Here is a 17080-nt window from a genome sequence, read left to right on the forward strand (position 1 = left end):
CCGCGAACCGCCGCTGTCGTGTGAGCCAGCGGATAGATTGTCAACAAGAGGGCTGCTCAGCTCACGACTGTAGGGCACACGCGACGGTACGTCTGGCGCCGCCGCGTGTAGCATACTATTCACCGTTGCGAACCGTTTAATCTGCCGCTACCGCGGTTTTCGCTTCAACCGGCGGATGAATGGCAAACACGGCGGGGGTGCTGCCCAGCTTGCGACCCAATGCATGCACCGCTTCGGCAACAATGCTGACGCAACGATCAGCCTCTTCGCGGGTCAGGATCAGCGGCGGGGCCAGTTGGATCACCGGCTCAAGCCGGTCATCGGCGCGACAGATCAAACCGCGCTGCTTCAACTGGTCGCTCAGCCAGACCATCAACCGCTCTTCGGCCAACGATTCGCGGGTCGCGCGGTCACGCACCAGCTCGACCGCCATAAACATCCCCATCCCGCGCACCTCACCGACGTTAGGATGATTACCGACTGCCGTTTCAAGTTCGCGCATCAGGTAGGCGCCCATATCGCGGCTCCGCTCAAGCAGATGCTCGCGTTCGATAATGTCAAGGTTGGCGAGTGCAGCGGCGCAACTGGCGGCGTGCCCACCGAAGGTAATGCCGTGCATGAACTTGTCGGCGTCGTTGTCAGACACAAACACATCGGCGATCGTATCACGCACAATCGCTGCGCCGAGCGGTGCGTAGCCGCTGGTCATCGCTTTCGCGGTTGTGATGATGTCGGGGTTGACTCCCATTGCTGTCGAACCGAACCAGTCGCCAACGCGACCAAAACCGCAGATCACCTCATCGACAATCATCACAATCCCATAGTGATCGCAAATCTGGCGGATACGCTGGAGGTAGCCGGGGGGCGAGACAATCGCGCCACCGCTATTCTGCACCGGCTCCATGATGATGGCAGCGATAGTTTCTGGCCCTTCAAACTCGATCAAGCGCTCGACCTCATCAACACAGACGCCATGGCAAGCACTGTGCAGGGCGCAGTAGTCGCAGCGGTAGCGGTAGGGAAGCGGCACGTGGCGCGCACCCGGCACTAGTGGCCCAAAACCGTTGCGGATCGAGGTCACGCCATTAACCGAGAGCGCCCCCATCGAGGTGCCGTGGTAGCTCACGCGGCGGGCAATAATCTTGGTGCGGTCGGCAAAACCACGTCGGCGCTGATATGCCTTGGCGAGTTTCAGCGCTGTCTCAACCGCATCTGAACCGCCGGTCGTCAGGAAGACGCGCGAGCGGGGGCCGGTCGGGCTGATGGCCGCCAGCCGTGCTGACAGATCGATTAATGGCAAACTGGGGAAGCTAAAGGGACTAACGTATGCTATCTCGCTCAGTTGAGCACTGATCGCCTCGATAATTTCACGGCGACCATAACCGACATTGACCGTAAACAGACCGGAGAGTCCATCGATGTACTCATTGCCGTCTTGATCCCATACGCGCGACCCTTCACCTCGCACGAGCACCGTGGGTCGCGCGTCGGTACTGGAGAAGTGGCCCATTTGGAAGAAGTGCAGCCAAGCGTTGTCACTAAGGGCCTGTAAGCGATTGTTCGTCAAAGTACTCATATAACCTCACTAACTACGTCCGCTACCGTGGTCTCCAACGCGCATTGCGCGACTGCGACGCCGCAGCAGGCTAGAAGGGAAACCACATCGTAGGCACGTGCCCCGACGCTGGCGCGGACACGAGAACAGGGCGACGCACCGACTGGTGCAACTGAGATGCGCGTGGCCCTGACACACGCACACCTCACGGGTATCAATCTGCCAATGGAGTGCCTTTCTAGCCGGACGGGCCGGCGCTATAAACACTCATCCAGCGCGTATACGAAACCAGCGGGGAACAGCTCGACGCTGCCCGTGAACAGTGGTTTGCGTATCGCGGGGCTAATTATCGACCAGACGCATCACCCGGAAGGCTTCGGCGTAAGCCGTACCGATCTTGGCGCCGTTCTCGGCATCCCACTTGCGCACCCACTCGGCGACCTCGGGGCCAAGTTGCGAGCGGTGGCAGAGCAGGCTCTCGATCTTCTGCTCGATCCGATCGCTGATATCGAGGTAAAGATCAGGGGCCGGCGGGAACATCAGATAGAGTTCGCGCACTTTATGCGGCTCGTAGCCTTCGGCGAGCAATTCCGGGAAGATAGGACGGGTTTCAGCGCTAGGGAAGACAGCGTAAATTGCCGCTTCGCCAGCGGCCCGATGATCGGGGTGGTTGATGTACGTGCTGCCGGCAAAGATCAAGGTTGGGTCTTGGCAGAGCACGCGGAAGGGGCGAATCTCACGGATGAGACGAGTCAACTCGCGCCGCAGTTCAAGGGTTGGCTGTAACACGCCGTCACGATAGCCGAGGAAACGCACATCATGAACACCCAGCACGGTTGCTGCTGCTCGCTGCTCATCCTGCCGGCGCGCCGCCAATGCCACCAGATCGATCCCCGGCTCGTTAGAGCCGGCCGATCCATCGGTAACAATACAGTAGATCACCGGATGTCCAGACGCCACCCAGCCGGCAATCGTCCCAGCGGCGGCAAACTCGATGTCGTCAGCGTGTGCGGCAATGACCAAAATTGGTTCGGGCTGGACGTGCATACAACCTCCCTCTTTTCTAGTCTACACGAAGATCGGGGGGCTTGTCTAGGGGGGTTATGCCGCAACCAGATCTGTAACGTATGCCGAGACGTGCTGAGCGATCGCAAGTGCTTCCTCGGCATCACGTTGATTGGGCAGCGATTGGGATACATCAGGGGTGAAACCCGGATAGCGAGTCGTTGCTATCGCGGCTCGTGGCGCAGCATTGACTTGACTGGGCAGATCAGACAACTTGTGAATACGGTACGGCACAAGGCCTTGATGCACGATCAACGCTTCGAGTGACGTTTTAACGCACTGCGGGCAATGAAAACAAACCTGATTAGAGATGCCTTCACGCAGGCAAGCCGGGCGACGCGCACATCATCGCGCGCAGAAGCTAGCCATTGTTCAGGAGCGCTCATAGAGCACCTTTCCTTATCAGCTTCGATACTTTCATCGTCGCAAATTCGTGCGGCGTGTAGACCACAATATTAACCCCAAGGCGCGGAGGTAGTAACAACAGCACCTCGTGGATGTGATCAAGGGAACGTTGATCTGTTCGGGGTGATAGTGCTCGCGTAGCAGCTCGACGTAGCAAGCCAATTCCGCTTCCAGCAATGCGCAGCGTCCTTGGATGGGATTGGTGATGGGTGTGTTCATGAGTTTAGGTCAGTATTTGCTGATCGATCTTAAGATCATCTTCCAGTTCAATTCCCAGCCAAAATCGAGGAATTCGCGCCATTCCCAAATCAGATCACGCCCACGTTGGATCCGGTAAAGACCGTGCCGGTCGAGGAGTGTATGGATGGCGGCAAAGCGCAATGTGAGCCAACCGTCACGTTCGTAGAGCACAATGTCATCGAGCGCGATGTCGAGATACAGCGGTGCAAGATAGGGAGTGAATTCGGCAGGCGTTTTGACTATCACGGTCGCTCTTCCGCGCCACGCCGCCGGCAAGCACGCAAGCAGATATTGGTGGCGCTCCTATAACGATGTTGGCAGATGTTCCGCGATGAGCAACAGATCTCAATCGCTTGCGGGCCGGGCATCATCCCACGCTCGTAAGCCGAACAAGGCCATCCCGATCAGGTTGTGGCCCAACGGTTGTTGTAATGCTGCCACAACCGGAACGAGATCATTGATGGGTGTTGCTGTTTGGGTCGCCGGTCACGTGATCCTGCCTTGATGGAAGACGGTTATGGAGAGTCATTATTGTATCGGATTCTAAGGGTGTTGGGCGCGATGGGGTATGACTATGGGGAAACCGGATACCCACAGGTGAGTCGGATTGGTATGGTTGGCGCAGTTGGTGTGCATCCGGCCCAATCCTTGTCCTATACACCATGAATCACTCCTGCCTTGCACATTTGCTGGTACAATAAAAAAGCATCCCCCAATCGAACCAACCGGCGAGGAGGCAGCATGAAACGACGGGGCTGGAATCCGGCGACGTGGGTAAGTCTCGTACCCAATGGGCTTGGGCAGGTCAAGCCAAACCATTATTGGGAAATGGCGCGCACCGTGTGGGAAAATCGCGACAGTCTCGGCAAGGCGTGGCGGATTTTAAACGAGGGTGTCTGCGACGGGTGCGCGTTGGGTACCGCCGGTCTGCGCGATTTCACCATGAAAGGTGTGCATCTCTGTACGGTACGACTGAACCTGTTGCGCCTCAATACGATGCCGCCGCTCGATGTGCGTCGGCTAGAGGATGTTACGGCGCTGCGCGATCTGAGCGGGCGTGAATTGCGTGCGCTTGGCCGCTTGCCCTACCCTATGATCCGCCGGCGTGGTGAGGCTGGCTTTCGCCGAATGACGTGGGACGCAGCGCTGAACGAGATTGCCGCGTGCCTGCGCACTGCTGATCCGCGCCGGATCGCGTTTTATCTCACTTCACGCGGCATCACCAACGAGACTTACTATGTGGCCCAAAAGGTGGCCCGCTTTCTCGGCACCAATAACATCGATAACGCTGCCCGTCTCTGCCACGCACCGAGCACGACCGCAATGAAGCAGGTCCTCGGTGTAGCTGCTTCGACCTGTAGCTACCGCGACTGGATTGGCAGCGATGTGCTGCTCTTTATCGGCAGCGATGCGCCCAACAATCAGCCGGTGACGACCAAGTATCTCTACTACGCCAAGCAGCACGGCACCCGCATTTTCGTCATCAACCCCTACCGCGAACCGGGTCTCGAACGCTATTGGGTACCGAGTGTATTCGAGAGCGCGCTGTTCGGCACCCGCCTCGCCGACCGCTTCTTCCAGATTCACACCGGTGGCGACATCGCTTTTCTCAACGGCGTGCTCAAGCATCTGATCGAGCGAAATTGGATTGACCGTTCCTTTATTGACGCCCATACCTGCGGCTTTGCCGATGTGCAGATCGCGCTGGCCGGGCAGTCTTGGGAGGAATTGGAACAGGCGAGCGGCAGCACCCGCGCCGAGATGCTGACCCTTGCCGAGGTATTGGCACAGGCCAAGAGTGCGGTGTTCGTGTGGAGTATGGGTATTACGCAGCACGAGTATGGGGTCGAGAATGTCAAAGCAATTCTCAATTTGGCGCTTGCCCGTGGTTTTATTGGCCGAGAATACTGCGGGGTGATGCCGATCCGTGGTCATAGCGGCGTGCAAGGTGGTGGCGAGATGGGGTGTCTGGCGACGGCTTTCCCCGGCGGGAGACCGGTGAATACCGCGCAAGCGCGCTGGCTGGGCAGGCAGTGGGGCTTTGCCGTGCCGGATTGGAAGGGGCTCAGTTGCGGCGAGATGCTCGATGCTGCTTACGATGGTGCGCTTGATGTGTTCTACGCCGTAGGAGGCAATTTCCTCGATACCATGCCCGATCCTGAGTACATTCGCGCTGCGCTGAGCCGTCCGGCGCTGCGCGTCCATCAAGATATTGTCCTAACCAGCCAAATGCTAGTTGATCCCGCCGACACCGTGATCCTGCTGCCGGCAGCGACGCGCTACGAGCAGCGCGATGGCGGTACTGAAACCTCTACCGAGCGCGAGATTATCTTCTCGCCGTTCATTACGCCGCCTCCCGGCGAAGCACGCAGCGAGTGGGAAATTCTCATGCAGGTGGCCGAACGAACCTACCCCGAACGATCGCGTCTGATCCGGTTTACCGATGGCCAGCAGATCCGGGAAGAGATTGCCCGGGTTGTGCCTGAGTACGACGGTATTCAGCGTCTGCGCAAGGCTGGCGATCATGTGCAATGGGGTGGGCGCATCTTGTGCCGTGACGGGTGCTTTGCCACTTCTGACGGCAAGGCGCGCTTTACCCCGCTGACGCCGCCGCAAACCCAATTGCCGCCGGGGATGTTTGTGCTCAAGACCCGGCGCGGCAAGCAGTTCAACTCGCTGGTGCATGCTGAGCGCGATCCGTTGAACGGTGCAGCACGCGATGACGTGCTGATCAACCCTGACGATGCGGTGCGGTTGGGCCTGCGTGAGGGCGAGTGGGTGGTATTGCGGTCGGAAGTGGGCGAAATGCAGGCCCGGATCAAGTTTGCGCCGCTCAAACCGGGCAACATTCAGGTGCATTGGCCAGAAGGTAATGTCTTGATCGACGCTCGCCGGCGCGATCCGGGGTCGGGAGTGCCAGCGTACAAGGCAGTGGTGAGCATTCACCGGCAATCACCATCGGCATAGATAGTGGGGGAAGGGGTAGGTTTTACCCTTGCTGCTCCTACCACTACGTCAATCATCAATCAACAAAGGCGCATCCGAATGATTACCCGTGCAACCATTCGTCGGCGTACCGTAGTCAAAATCCGTGACGGACGCTGGCAACACGAGAAAGATGCGGTCGTTGTCGAAGAGCCGCTCGAGATGCGGCTTGCCGTACCGAGCGGCGCACGCGTCCTCTCGCTTGCCACCCTCATGCGCACGCCGGGCGCTGATATCGAGCTAGCTGCCAGTTTTCTCTTCAGCGAAGGTGTGATCAACAACCGCTATGACATCGTTACCATCCGCTACTGCGTTGATGCCGATGAAGAAGCGCAGTTTAATACACTCATCGTCACGCTCCGCCCCGATGTACCCCTTGATCTTGACCATGCCCGCCGAATCTTTATCGTCTCGTCGTCGTGTGGGGTATGTGGCAAGGCATCGCTAGAAGCGTTGCGTTTGCGCGGCTGCGCACCGTTGGCCGATGATCCACCGGTGCGCGTCTCAGGTGCGGCATTGGCCGGCCTCGACAAAACGCTCCGGCAGGCGCAAGACCTCTTTGCCCGTACTGGTGGTCTACACGCTGCTGCGCTCTTTACGCCGGATGGCCGATTGCTGGCAATATACGAAGATATTGGGCGCCACAATGCGCTTGACAAACTGATTGGCGCACACCTGCTTGCTGGCCAGCTTGATCTCTTGCGCCAATCGGTATTGCTGGTCAGCGGGCGGGCCAGTTTCGAGATCATGCAAAAAGCACTGATGGCGCGCATCCCAATCGTGGTTGCCGTCGGCGCGCCATCAGAACTTGCCATCACAGTAGCTCAGCACTTCAACCTAACCCTAATCGGCTTCCTGCGCGGCGCATCGTGCAATATCTACGCCGGCGCCGAACGGGTCGTTGCCCCGACGTAACGAAGCTATACGTTCACGCAATCGTGCGCGCCATCCGCCGCCGCACTGCGTAAAAGATGGCGAGGAAGTTGTAGGCCATATGGAACAGATACGTGAACGGTAACAAGACAAACAGGGTTAAACCGAGCAAGGCATGGAAGTAGACAATACCGGGCACAATGTGCAAACGGGCCAGCAGCTCCGTCCAGATAATACAATAATACAGAAGATGATCGTGCGGATCACGACTCGATCCCACGGCAAGCGACCCGGCGTGCGGATGCCTGTTGAGGCGTGATCGATATCACCCACCACAGCGCCGCTCCATTTACGGAACAGTGCGATCATCAGGTGCAGATTACCGGCCACGGCAAAGGCTACCGCTACCCATGTGATTCCGATGAAGTAGGGGGCGAAGCTACCAAACAGGAAGTGAGCCTGTAGCGCTTCGCCATTGCCAAAAATAATGGCAAGGAGATTAGCCGGCGAATAGTTGTAACTGACTTCGAGGTGCGCGGCCACATCGGGCACCGGCCGAGCGAGAAGGATGTTGGCAAAGACGATCAGTGCCGAGATGCTATAGCCAACCACTTCAGTAATAATCGCCACGTGATAGAGCAGGTAACCTCGACCCCACACCGGATTCGAGCGCCGATAAAAATGCTTGAATGGGCCGAAGAGCACGGCGTTCAATGCCTCGAAAAAACCTAACTGGCGCGGCGGTGACACGAAGGTCGGCGACACACCGTGCGGATGGCGTTTCGTGATCAGCGCTGTAGCAAACCGTCCCAACCGCAACCCAACTCCAACCACAAAGATCGCCACCGCCACCGGTGCGATTGCATTCAACAGTTCAATCATCACACACCTCCTCAGCGGATGGTAGATATTGGTTTGTAAACACTTTCTTGGCACGTAGACGCACCGTCGTTTCTCGGTATATGCCCCTGCGCAACATTGTTTGTCATAATGACAGGCACCGTCTTAATCTGCGGACTACAGACCCGCCGTTGTTCTTTGTCTGCTAGTGCGAGATGGAGAAGTGCATGGCTTTCAACCCTCCTACTCGGATTGCTTACACCCTCCCCCAGCGGGGAAGGGAGGGGACAAGACCGCACCTTCCGCGTCCCCTCCTCTAGCGGTGGCGCCTGCTTACGAACAGCACTCTGGATCGAGCGACATCTCACGCAGCGCGCGTAACTGCTCGTAGACCTGCGGATGGTCTTTACTAAACCGCTTGACGATATCGTCCTTCTCCAACCAATCGAGCAAAGCCGGGAAGTCGGGCTGCTGCATCAGCGTCGCCATCTGGCCTTCAATGCTATGTTCGATAAAGAACTCGCGGTCACGGTTACGCAGCTCGGCGGGTACCCGCATCCGATCAAGTTCGCCCCGCTTGGCTAACGCCGGCTCCATTGCCGCGTAGACCACTTCAAATAGCACCAGCGCCATGCGTTCGCCGGTGGGGGAGAGGTTGTAGGTCTGGCAGGTGTCTTCCAACGACAATGTGCAGACCACGCATGGCGAGGTGACATAATCTGCACCGGTGGCGCGGATCTGGTTCGCTTTCAGCACCGAAATCTTGCGTCGCAGGTTGGTGTTTTCTGGCAGACGCATACCGCCGGCGCCGCCGTTGCAGCAATAGTTGTGCTCGCGATTGGGAGTCATCTCGATGAAGTTATCGGTTACAAGGGTCAGCAGCTCGCGGAAGAGATCACCCAGCCCCGACAAGCGCGTGGCGTAGCAGGGATCGTGTAGCGTCACCTTCAGATCGGTCTTCTCGATCGGCAAGCGGCCCTGCCGGATCAGGTCGAGCATCAACGAATCGACACTGATGATCGGATAGCGGAACGAGCGGCCCAGCGTCTCAGTCGCTTCGGCGTACAATGTACGCGTATCGCATCCGCACTCCACCAGCAAGATCGCCTTCACGCTCAAGCGATCGGCTTCATTTTCCCAATCCAGCAACATTTGCTTCGACAGGTTGTGATGAACGGCAATATGATCGATTTCAGTACCGGTGTCAATCACATAGGGCGAAATCGTATAACTTACACCGGCAGCGTTAAGGATTTTAATCAATTTGATGCCATAATCGGGAATTTTCGTATTGCCGGCTGCTGGGCAGACAAAGAGCATCTCGGCGCCATGCACATTAACCGGAACTTCAAGGCCCTCACTGCGCAAGAAAAGGCCAACTCGACCGAGCACCTGTGCAGCGGTGAGGCCAAAGCTGTGGCGGTAGCGATCGGTGTTTTCGACGATCGAGCGGATGGTCGGATTAGCGTTGCTCAAGCCCGAATCAGAATAGGCGGCGCGGGCCAGCCGCACCATACGGCGAATGCTGATACCCGACGGGCAGGCCAGCGTACAACGACCGCAGGCGGTACAGGCCCAGAAGTACTGCATATTCTCTTTCAGGTCTTCCACCGTCGGCGTCGGCACCAGCCCCAGTGCACCGCCAATCCGGCCTTCGATCGTCAAATACCGCTGATAAATCTGACGGATGAAGCCGGTCTTGTGGGTGGGATGCAGCTTCTCTTCGCCGGTGACGAGGTACCACGCGCATGCCTCGCCGCACATCTTGCAGTCCATGCACGCTTCAAAGTTGACCACATCTTCGGCGGTGATGTTCTTGCGCAACGAGTCCACGAACAGTTGCATTTCTGCTTCCACGGGCTGGGCTCCTTTCTAGCATTGGTTGCGTTATGAACGACGACCAGTAATTCCCCCGCGCGTAACACAACGTTGGTACTGCGCATCTGCGCAGCGTATGCTACGCACGCTGTTCGAAGATGCGGGTTACAGCAACTGGATGCTCACTCCCTCGAGCGCAGAACCGATCGGTTTATTTGTGTCTCAAGCGGGAAGAACTCGTAGCTCACATATAGCAAATCAAGAACAAAAAGTGAGTGAAGATATTACCACAGAGAATTGTAGTATGATCTGTTTGATATACATTGTACTTTTTGTTGCAGAAAATGTGTGAGTATGTTCACAATTTATTGAAGGATTAAAGAGCGAATCAGCAAAAAACAAACGAATGGTAGCTACCATTCGTTTGTTTCATTAGTTTCCAGCTTTTAGAGCTGCCGTGGGAGCCGCGCGATCGTGAGCGCCGCACCGCCGTGCGGCTTTACGAGGGTTAGTTGTTCCCTAAGGCTGCTGTGGCGCTCAACGCCGTTGCCCCATCAGGCCCCTGCGCTTCCAGCTCAACGCGATCTTCGCCGAAGCGGGCAATCAACCGGAAGGGGGCGAGATCGAAGATCGGCGCTTGGCTGCGGAAGCTAAAGCCAGTGATTGGGCGGGTTGTGTTGTGACGGGCCAGTTCCATCAACAACACCGCGACCAGCGGGCCATGCACAACCAAGCCGGGGTAGCCCTCTTCCTGTTGGGCGTAGGGCCGGTCGTAGTGGATGCGGTGCGCGTTGAAGGTCAAGGCCGAGAAGCGGAACAACAGCCGGGTGTCGGGGGTGACGGTACGAGTGATTGCATCAGTCACTGGCGGCAGCTCAACCGGTACCGGCGCCGGCACCGGCGCACCCGGTTCGCGGTAGACAATATCTTGCTCTTCTTCGATACAAAGCATCTCATTTTGGAAGATCTGATAACCGACCGTAACAAAGGCTAGCGGCCCGGTGCGCCCGGTTTTTTGGCTGATATTGCGGATAATCCCCTCACGGCGGGCCGGCTGCCCGATCAGCAACGGCTGGTGAAAGCGGATACGCGCGCCGGCAAACATGCGTCGCGGATAGGGAATGGGCGGAATAAAGCCGCCACGCTGCGGGTGACCATCACTGCCAAGTTTTGATTGAGGTGCGCGCGGTAAAAAGTAGAACCAATGCCAGAGCGGTGGCAGTGCCGTGCCGGCGGTTGGTGATGAGAGCGGCTCTAAGGTTGCTGCCGCAGCCAGCGCCTGCGCAAGACAAATATCATCCTCAACTACCTCAGTTCGTCCGATCCACGCCGTCCAATCTTCGCTGCTCATAGCAGAACCGCCTCCTTTTGCTGGTGTGCGCTGTTACTTGATGCGGGAATACCTTCATTGTACTATGAACAAGATGCGTCACAATCAGCCGACCCTCAAGATTGCGCTGGGTTTCCATAACCTTACGGCATCATCCTGCTCTAAGTGTTTCCTTATATCAACTCAGAGTTAAAAGTTGGAATCTAGCAATTGCGTAATCGTATCCCTTGTGATATGGTACAATTGCACCAATTACCTACGTAGTGAGACCAATCACATACGATGTTCTGTAGCCATGGTGGCATGACGGGCATGTGGCAGGGCTTAGTTATTGCCTACGTTATGGACTTCAGAATTCAATCCGGTATCGGAGCTACAGCTTTTGTCGAGGTTATGGACTCTTCACGGCGGATTCTACGACCTCAGCAACGTTCTTTTCTGCTCAGAAATCACGATCAAGTAGTGCCCAGTGTGTAGGGCCAGACTCAGTGTGATTTCTGCGGGCAAAGAACAACGGTTGCTTGCAGCTTCACCTCGTCGCTCTCAGTGTAGAGAAGCGTTGCATGTTGTTGTTCATCTGTACGAAAGTATGGCGAAGAGGAGCATGAATGATGGCAAAGGGTGTCCGCTCAGCAAAGCCCACTCATCAGACCACTGATGCACCTGAGGGATCGGCAACTGAAGAGGCATCAGTATCGAACCAACCGGCTGTTCCAGACGTTGAGCAAGTTGCTAATCCCGAGGTTCCCAATCCTGTTACAGAGCGTACCAACGACCATGATCGTTTGCCCCTCAGCGGTATCCGGGTGATTGATGTTGGCAACTTTCTTGCCGGCCCGTATGCTGCTTCGATCTTGGGAGAATTTGGCGCTGAGGTGCTGAAAGTCGAACACCCCATTGGTGGCGATCCGATGCGGCGCTTCGGTACACCAACGACGCGCCACGATGCTTCGCTCGCTTGGTTAAGTGAGGCGCGCAATCGGAAATCAGTGACAATCGATTTGCGTCAGCCCGAAGGTGTCAATCTGTTTCTCAAACTGGTGGCGAAGTCGGATATCTTGATTGAGAACTTTCGCCCCGGCACAATGGAAGAGTGGGGGTTGTCATGGCCAACGTTGCAAGCAACCAATCCCGGCCTGATTATGCTGCGGGTATCGGGTTATGGTCAAACCGGCCCCTATCGTCGTCGTTCTGGCTTTGCCCACATTGCCCACGCTTTTAGCGGTCTTTCGTATCTGGCAGGTTTCCCCGGTGAAACGCCGGTATTGCCGGGAACGGCGCCGCTCGGTGATTACATTGCGAGTCTGTTCGGCGCGATCGGTATCTTGATTGCACTTCGCCATCGTGCAAAGACTGGTCGTGGTCAATTGATAGATGTTGGTATTTACGAAGCGGTCTTTCGCATTCTCGACGAAATTGCGCCCGCTTACGGCTTGTTTGGCAAGATTCGTGAGCGTGAAGGAGCTGGCAGTTTTATTGCCGTTCCCCACGGCCATTTTCGCACCAAAGATGGCAAGTGGGTGGCGATTGCTTGCACAACCGACAAAATGTTCGAGCGGCTAGCCGAAGCAATGGAACGGCCAGAACTTGCTTCCCCAGAGTTGTACGGTGATCAACGGAAGCGATTGGCGGCGCGCGATGTAGTGAACCAAATTACTATCGACTGGGTTGGTTCACTTACCCGTGATGAAGTGATGCGCCGTTGTCTGGAAAAAGAGGTACCGGTCGGCCCGTTGAACAGCATCGCCGATATGTTCAACGATGAACATTTCCGGGCACGTGGCAATCTGGCTCGAGTTGAGGCTGAGGGGGTTGGTGAGGTAGTGGTGCCGAATGTCATACCCGTGCTTTCTGAAACGCCCGGTCGGATTACCAACCTTGGCCCGCCGTTGGGCAACGCTACCTACGAGGTGTTACGCGAACTCCTCGATATCTCTGCTGAAGAGATAAAGCAATTGCGGAGCCGCAAGATTATTTGAGCCAAAGATAGGAACCAGCGTGTTTGAGTATCATTTCATTACCACGAGGTAGATACGATGGCTGAAACTGATGCGACGTTGCCACTCGCCGGCATTCGGGTCATTGATGCTGCAACCGTCATTGCTGCGCCCTTCTGTGCGACACTGTTGGGTGAGTTTGGCGCCGATGTGCTAAAGGTAGAACATCCGATTGGTGGTGACGCGCTGCGCCGATTTGGCACGCCGACCTCGCGCGGCGATACTCTCACATGGCTGAGCGAGTCGCGGAATAAACGGTCGGTAACTATTAATTTGCAGCATCCTGAAGGTGCTCGTCTCTTTAAAGAGCTGGTTGCCCAAACCGATGTGTTGTGCGAGAATTTCCGCACCGGTACCTTAGAAAAGTGGGGGTTAGGTTGGGATGTTCTGCGCAAGATTAACCCGCGACTGATCATGTTGCGGGTGACCGGTTATGGTCAGACTGGCCCCTATCGTGATCGGCCCGGTTTTGCTCGTATCGCACACGCCGTCGGTGGGATCGCCTACCTCGCTGGTATGCCAAGGGGCACACCGGTGACGCCGGGTTCAACAACGTTGGCCGATTATATGACCGGTTTGTACGGCTGTATTGGTGTCCTCATGGCGTTGCGCTATCGCGATGAGACCGGGTGTGGTCAGTATATTGATGCTGCCCTTTACGAGTCGGTGTTCCGCTGTAGCGATGAGTTGGTGCCGGCCTACGGGATGTACGGTAAAGTCCGTGAGCGCCACGGTTCGCACCACAACGAGTTTGCCTGTCCCCACGGCCACTTTCAGACCAAAGACGGCAAGTGGGTCGCAATCTCATGTGCGACTGACAAGCTCTTTGCCCGCCTTGCGAATGCGATGGGTCGTCCTGAATTGGCTTCGTCGAGTGTCTATGGTGATCAGAAGGTGCGATTGGCCCATGCCAGCGATGTCAATGAGATTGTGCGCGACTGGTGCAGCTCGCTGACCCGGGCCGAGGTGCTCGAACGCTGCTACGCGACCGCTACTCCTGCGGCGCCGCTCAATGATATTGCCGATTTCTTTGGCGACCGTCATGTGCATGCGCGCCGTAACCTTGTTGCAATCGATGAGCCGAGTATCGGCGAGACGTTGATTATGCCGAACATTGTGCCGAAACTGTCGGAAACTCCCGGTAAGATCCGCTCGCTTGGTCCGAAACTCGGCGAGCATACCGATGAGGTGTTGCGCGAGTGGCTAGGAATGAATGATGAGCAAATTGGTGAATTGCGTGCGAAGCGAGTGATTTAGCGGAGACGCAAAGGCGTGAAGGGGTGCAAAGACAAGATGCATTGCTACGGCTTCGCGCCTTTGCGGGTGATGATGAAGAGGCAATCGCAATGACTGGCATTCTCCATGGCATGCGCGTGGTCGAGGGATCGGCCTTCGTTGCGGCGCCGCTTGGCGGGATGACCTTGGCTCAGTTGGGTGCCGAAGTCATCCGCTTTGACCCGATTGGCGGTGGTCTCGACTATAAACGCTGGCCGGTGACGCTCGATGGAAAGCATAGCCTATTTTGGTCGGGCTTGAATAAGGGTAAACGCTCAATCGCTGTTGATATTCGCCATCCTCGTGGTCAAGAGCTGCTTACTCAACTGATCTGTGCGCCGGGTGATAACGCCGGTCTGTTTATTACGAACTTTCCAGCTCGTGGCTGGCTCAGTTACGAGGCGTTGAAACGCCATCGCGCCGATCTCGTCATGGTCAATCTGATGGGGCGGCGTGACGGCGGCTCAGAGGTTGACTACACGGTCAATCCGCAACTCGGCTTACCCTTCATGACCGGCCCCTTCAGCTCGCCTGAAGTCGTTAACCACGTGTTACCGGCATGGGACCTGATCACCGGTCAGATGATCGCGCTCGGGCTGCTTGCCGCTGAGCGGCACCGGCGGCTGACCGGCGAGGGGCAATTGGTGAAGCTCGCCTTGAAAGACGTGGGATTGGCGATGATCGGCCATCTCGGTATGATTGCCGAGGTGATGATTAACGATACCGACCGGCCAAAGCAGGGCAATTATCTCTATGGCGCGTTTGGCCGTGATTTCGAGACGCTCGACGGTAAGCGGGTGATGGTAGTCGGCCTAACCGATTTACAATGGAAGGCGCTTGGGAAAGCGACCGGCTTAGCCGATGCCTTCACCGCGCTCGGCCAGCGTCTCGGTCTGAATATGGATGACGAGGGCGACCGGTTCCGCGCTCGCCGTGAAATCGCAGCTTTGCTTGAGCCTTGGTTCCACGCTCGCACCTTCGCCGAGGTGCAACGCATTTTCGAGCAACACCGTGTAACATGGGGGCCGTACCGCACGGTGCGCGAAGCGATTTCCCACGATCCCGATTGCTCAACCGATAACCCAATGTTTGCGATGGTGGAACAGCCCGGTATCGGGTCGTACCTGATGGCGGGTTCTCCCCTTGATTTTAGTCAAGTACCACGTGTACCGGTGCAGCCTGCACCTCGTCTCGGTGAGCATACCGACGAGATTTTGCTCGAAGTGCTCGGACTGAGTGAGGGTGAGGTAGGCCGCCTGCACGATGAAGGTATCGTTGCCGGACCTGAGGTCTTGGAGTAATGCAACGTAGGTTGTCCCAGCGTCGCAAGGTTGCGCAGGCAAGAGGCTGAAAGTAGGCGGTGAAGCGCGAGCGCGCTTGCAGACGAACGCTACTTTAGAGGCCATTGGCCAACATATCCCTGCGTCTGCGTGCTTTTGCGTTCCAACCTTTCGCGTCGTGCGCTACCGTTGCGTCTGATGTATTGCAAGGAGGATATGATGCACAAGCTAGCACGCAATTTCTACCAGCCACTCGCCATCGGCGCGCCCCAGCCGATGCGCGAATTGCCGGTACGGCCCGAACGGGTGGTTCATTTCTTCCCGCCTCACATCGAAAAGATTCGCGCTCGTATTCCCGAAGTCGCCAAGCAGGTCGATGTGCTGTGTGGCAATCTCGAAGACGCTATTCCAGTCGACGCCAAAGAAGCGGCGCGAGCCGGTTTTATCGAGGTAGCCCGCAATACCGACTTTGGCGATACCGCGCTCTGGGTGCGAGTTAATGCGCTCAATAGCCCATGGGTGCTCGACGATATTGCTGAGATTGTTGCCCACGTCGGAAATAAACTCGACGTGATTATGATCCCTAAGGTCGAAGGGCCGTGGGATATTCATTTCGTTGATCAGTATCTGGCGTTGCTTGAGGCCAAACATCAGATTCAAAAGCCGATCTTGATTCATGCCTTGCTTGAGACAGCACAGGGTATGGTCAATCTCGAAGCCATCGCCGGGGCCAGCCCGCGGATGCATGGCTTTAGCCTTGGCCCTGCCGATCTTGCGGCTTCACGCGGCATGAAGACGACACGTGTCGGTGGTGGGCATCCGTTCTACGGCGTGCTGGCCGATCCGCAAGAGGGTACCACTGAGCGTGCTTTCTTCCAGCAAGACCTCTGGCACTACACGATTGCCCGCATGGTTGATGTGGCCGTCTCATACGGGTTGCGCGCTTTTTATGGCCCCTTCGGCGATCTCAAAGACGAAGCCGCATGCGAAGCTCAGTTCCGCAACGCCTTCTTACTCGGCTGCACCGGTGCGTGGTCGCTGGCACCGAACCAAATCCCCATTGCCAAGCGCGTCTTTAGTCCTGATGTGAATGAAGTGCTCTTCGCCAAGCGAATCCTCGACGCGATGCCTGATGGTTCTGGTGTGGCAATGATCGACGGCAAGATGCAAGATGATGCAACGTGGAAGCAAGCCAAGGTGATCGTTGACCTTGCCCGTATGATTGCCAAAAAAGACCCTGACTTAGCGAAAGCGTATGGATTCGATCAGTGATCGAGCCGCACAGATGCAATGGGCGCCGGCCTGTGCGTCTGTGCGACTATAAGGAGCAGCGAATGAGCAACAAAACCAATCCCGGCAATTTCTTCGAGGATTTTCGGCTGGGTCAAGAGATCGTGCATGCCACGCCGCGCACCGT

15 protein-coding genes are annotated in these 17080 nt (G+C 56.8%); 7 read left to right on the forward strand and 8 right to left on the reverse strand.

Annotation, left to right across the window (positions count from 1 at the left end; genetic code table 11):
* Positions 1–136: 136 nt before the first annotated feature.
* The 4 genes from Q1A59_RS12190 to Q1A59_RS12200 form a co-directional block, all read right to left on the reverse strand.
* Positions 137–1576, reverse strand: a complete 1440-nt coding sequence (locus Q1A59_RS12190; RefSeq protein WP_299645062.1) for an aspartate aminotransferase family protein — start codon at positions 1574–1576, stop codon at positions 137–139.
* A 321-nt stretch (positions 1577–1897) separates the two neighbouring features.
* Positions 1898–2602, reverse strand: coding sequence for a PIG-L deacetylase family protein (locus Q1A59_RS12195; RefSeq protein WP_299645063.1), 705 nt, complete (start codon positions 2600–2602; stop codon positions 1898–1900).
* A gap of 54 nt (positions 2603–2656) precedes the next feature.
* Positions 2657–2944 (reverse strand): DNA-binding protein, encoded by a 288-nt coding sequence (locus Q1A59_RS18175; RefSeq protein WP_366917428.1) that lies wholly within the window; start codon positions 2942–2944, stop codon positions 2657–2659.
* A 309-nt stretch (positions 2945–3253) separates the two neighbouring features.
* Positions 3254–3511 carry a hypothetical protein gene (locus Q1A59_RS12200; RefSeq protein WP_299645064.1) on the reverse strand — a complete coding sequence of 86 codons (258 nt, stop codon included), beginning with the start codon at positions 3509–3511 and terminating at the stop codon, positions 3254–3256.
* Between the two features lie 495 nt (positions 3512–4006).
* Here Q1A59_RS12200 and Q1A59_RS12205 point away from each other — a divergent pair, with 495 nt between their 5' ends.
* Both Q1A59_RS12205 and fdhD read left to right on the forward strand, forming a co-directional pair.
* Positions 4007–6232: an FdhF/YdeP family oxidoreductase gene (locus Q1A59_RS12205; protein WP_298483320.1), complete on the forward strand. Its 2226-nt coding sequence runs from the start codon at positions 4007–4009 to the stop codon at positions 6230–6232.
* A gap of 78 nt (positions 6233–6310) precedes the next feature.
* A complete protein-coding gene (gene fdhD / locus Q1A59_RS12210; RefSeq protein ID WP_299645065.1) occupies positions 6311–7165 on the forward strand; it encodes a formate dehydrogenase accessory sulfurtransferase FdhD in 855 nt (284 codons plus the stop codon).
* A gap of 13 nt (positions 7166–7178) precedes the next feature.
* On the opposite strand, the gene Q1A59_RS12215 is transcribed toward fdhD, so the two are convergent.
* From Q1A59_RS12215 to Q1A59_RS12230, 4 genes are all read right to left on the reverse strand, one after another.
* Positions 7179–7331 carry a hypothetical protein gene (locus tag Q1A59_RS12215; protein WP_299645066.1) on the reverse strand — a complete coding sequence of 51 codons (153 nt, stop codon included), beginning with the start codon at positions 7329–7331 and terminating at the stop codon, positions 7179–7181.
* A complete protein-coding gene (locus tag Q1A59_RS12220; protein WP_299645067.1) occupies positions 7283–8005 on the reverse strand; it encodes a hypothetical protein in 723 nt (240 codons plus the stop codon). The genes Q1A59_RS12215 and Q1A59_RS12220 overlap by 49 nt, the downstream gene beginning before the upstream one ends.
* Positions 8006–8296: 291 nt before the next feature.
* Entirely contained in the window at positions 8297–9820 is a 1524-nt protein-coding gene (locus Q1A59_RS12225) for a (Fe-S)-binding protein (protein WP_298483317.1), read from the reverse strand.
* A 469-nt stretch (positions 9821–10289) separates the two neighbouring features.
* The gene (locus Q1A59_RS12230) at positions 10290–11132 is read right to left on the reverse strand and encodes an acyl-CoA dehydrogenase (RefSeq protein WP_298483316.1); all 843 of its coding nucleotides are present in this window, start codon (positions 11130–11132) and stop codon (positions 10290–10292) included.
* A 590-nt stretch (positions 11133–11722) separates the two neighbouring features.
* On the opposite strand from Q1A59_RS12230, the gene Q1A59_RS12235 reads away from it, so the two are divergent.
* The 5 genes from Q1A59_RS12235 to Q1A59_RS18180 all read left to right on the forward strand — a co-directional run.
* Entirely contained in the window at positions 11723–13090 is a 1368-nt protein-coding gene (locus Q1A59_RS12235; protein WP_298483315.1) for a CaiB/BaiF CoA-transferase family protein, read from the forward strand.
* A gap of 57 nt (positions 13091–13147) precedes the next feature.
* Positions 13148–14365, forward strand: coding sequence for a CaiB/BaiF CoA-transferase family protein (locus tag Q1A59_RS12240; RefSeq protein WP_298483314.1), 1218 nt, complete (start codon positions 13148–13150; stop codon positions 14363–14365).
* A gap of 89 nt (positions 14366–14454) precedes the next feature.
* Positions 14455–15684 (forward strand): 2-methylfumaryl-CoA isomerase, encoded by a 1230-nt coding sequence (locus Q1A59_RS12245; RefSeq protein WP_366917426.1) that lies wholly within the window; start codon positions 14455–14457, stop codon positions 15682–15684.
* A gap of 198 nt (positions 15685–15882) precedes the next feature.
* Complete coding sequence (locus Q1A59_RS12250) at positions 15883–16935, forward strand: CoA ester lyase (protein WP_298483312.1); 1053 nt, start codon at positions 15883–15885, stop codon at positions 16933–16935.
* A 62-nt stretch (positions 16936–16997) separates the two neighbouring features.
* A partial coding sequence (locus Q1A59_RS18180; RefSeq protein ID WP_367280901.1) for a hypothetical protein occupies positions 16998–17080 on the forward strand: 83 nt, incomplete at its 3' end.

The organism is uncultured Chloroflexus sp., from assembly GCF_937951745.1.
Classification (GTDB): domain Bacteria; phylum Chloroflexota; class Chloroflexia; order Chloroflexales; family Chloroflexaceae; genus Chloroflexus.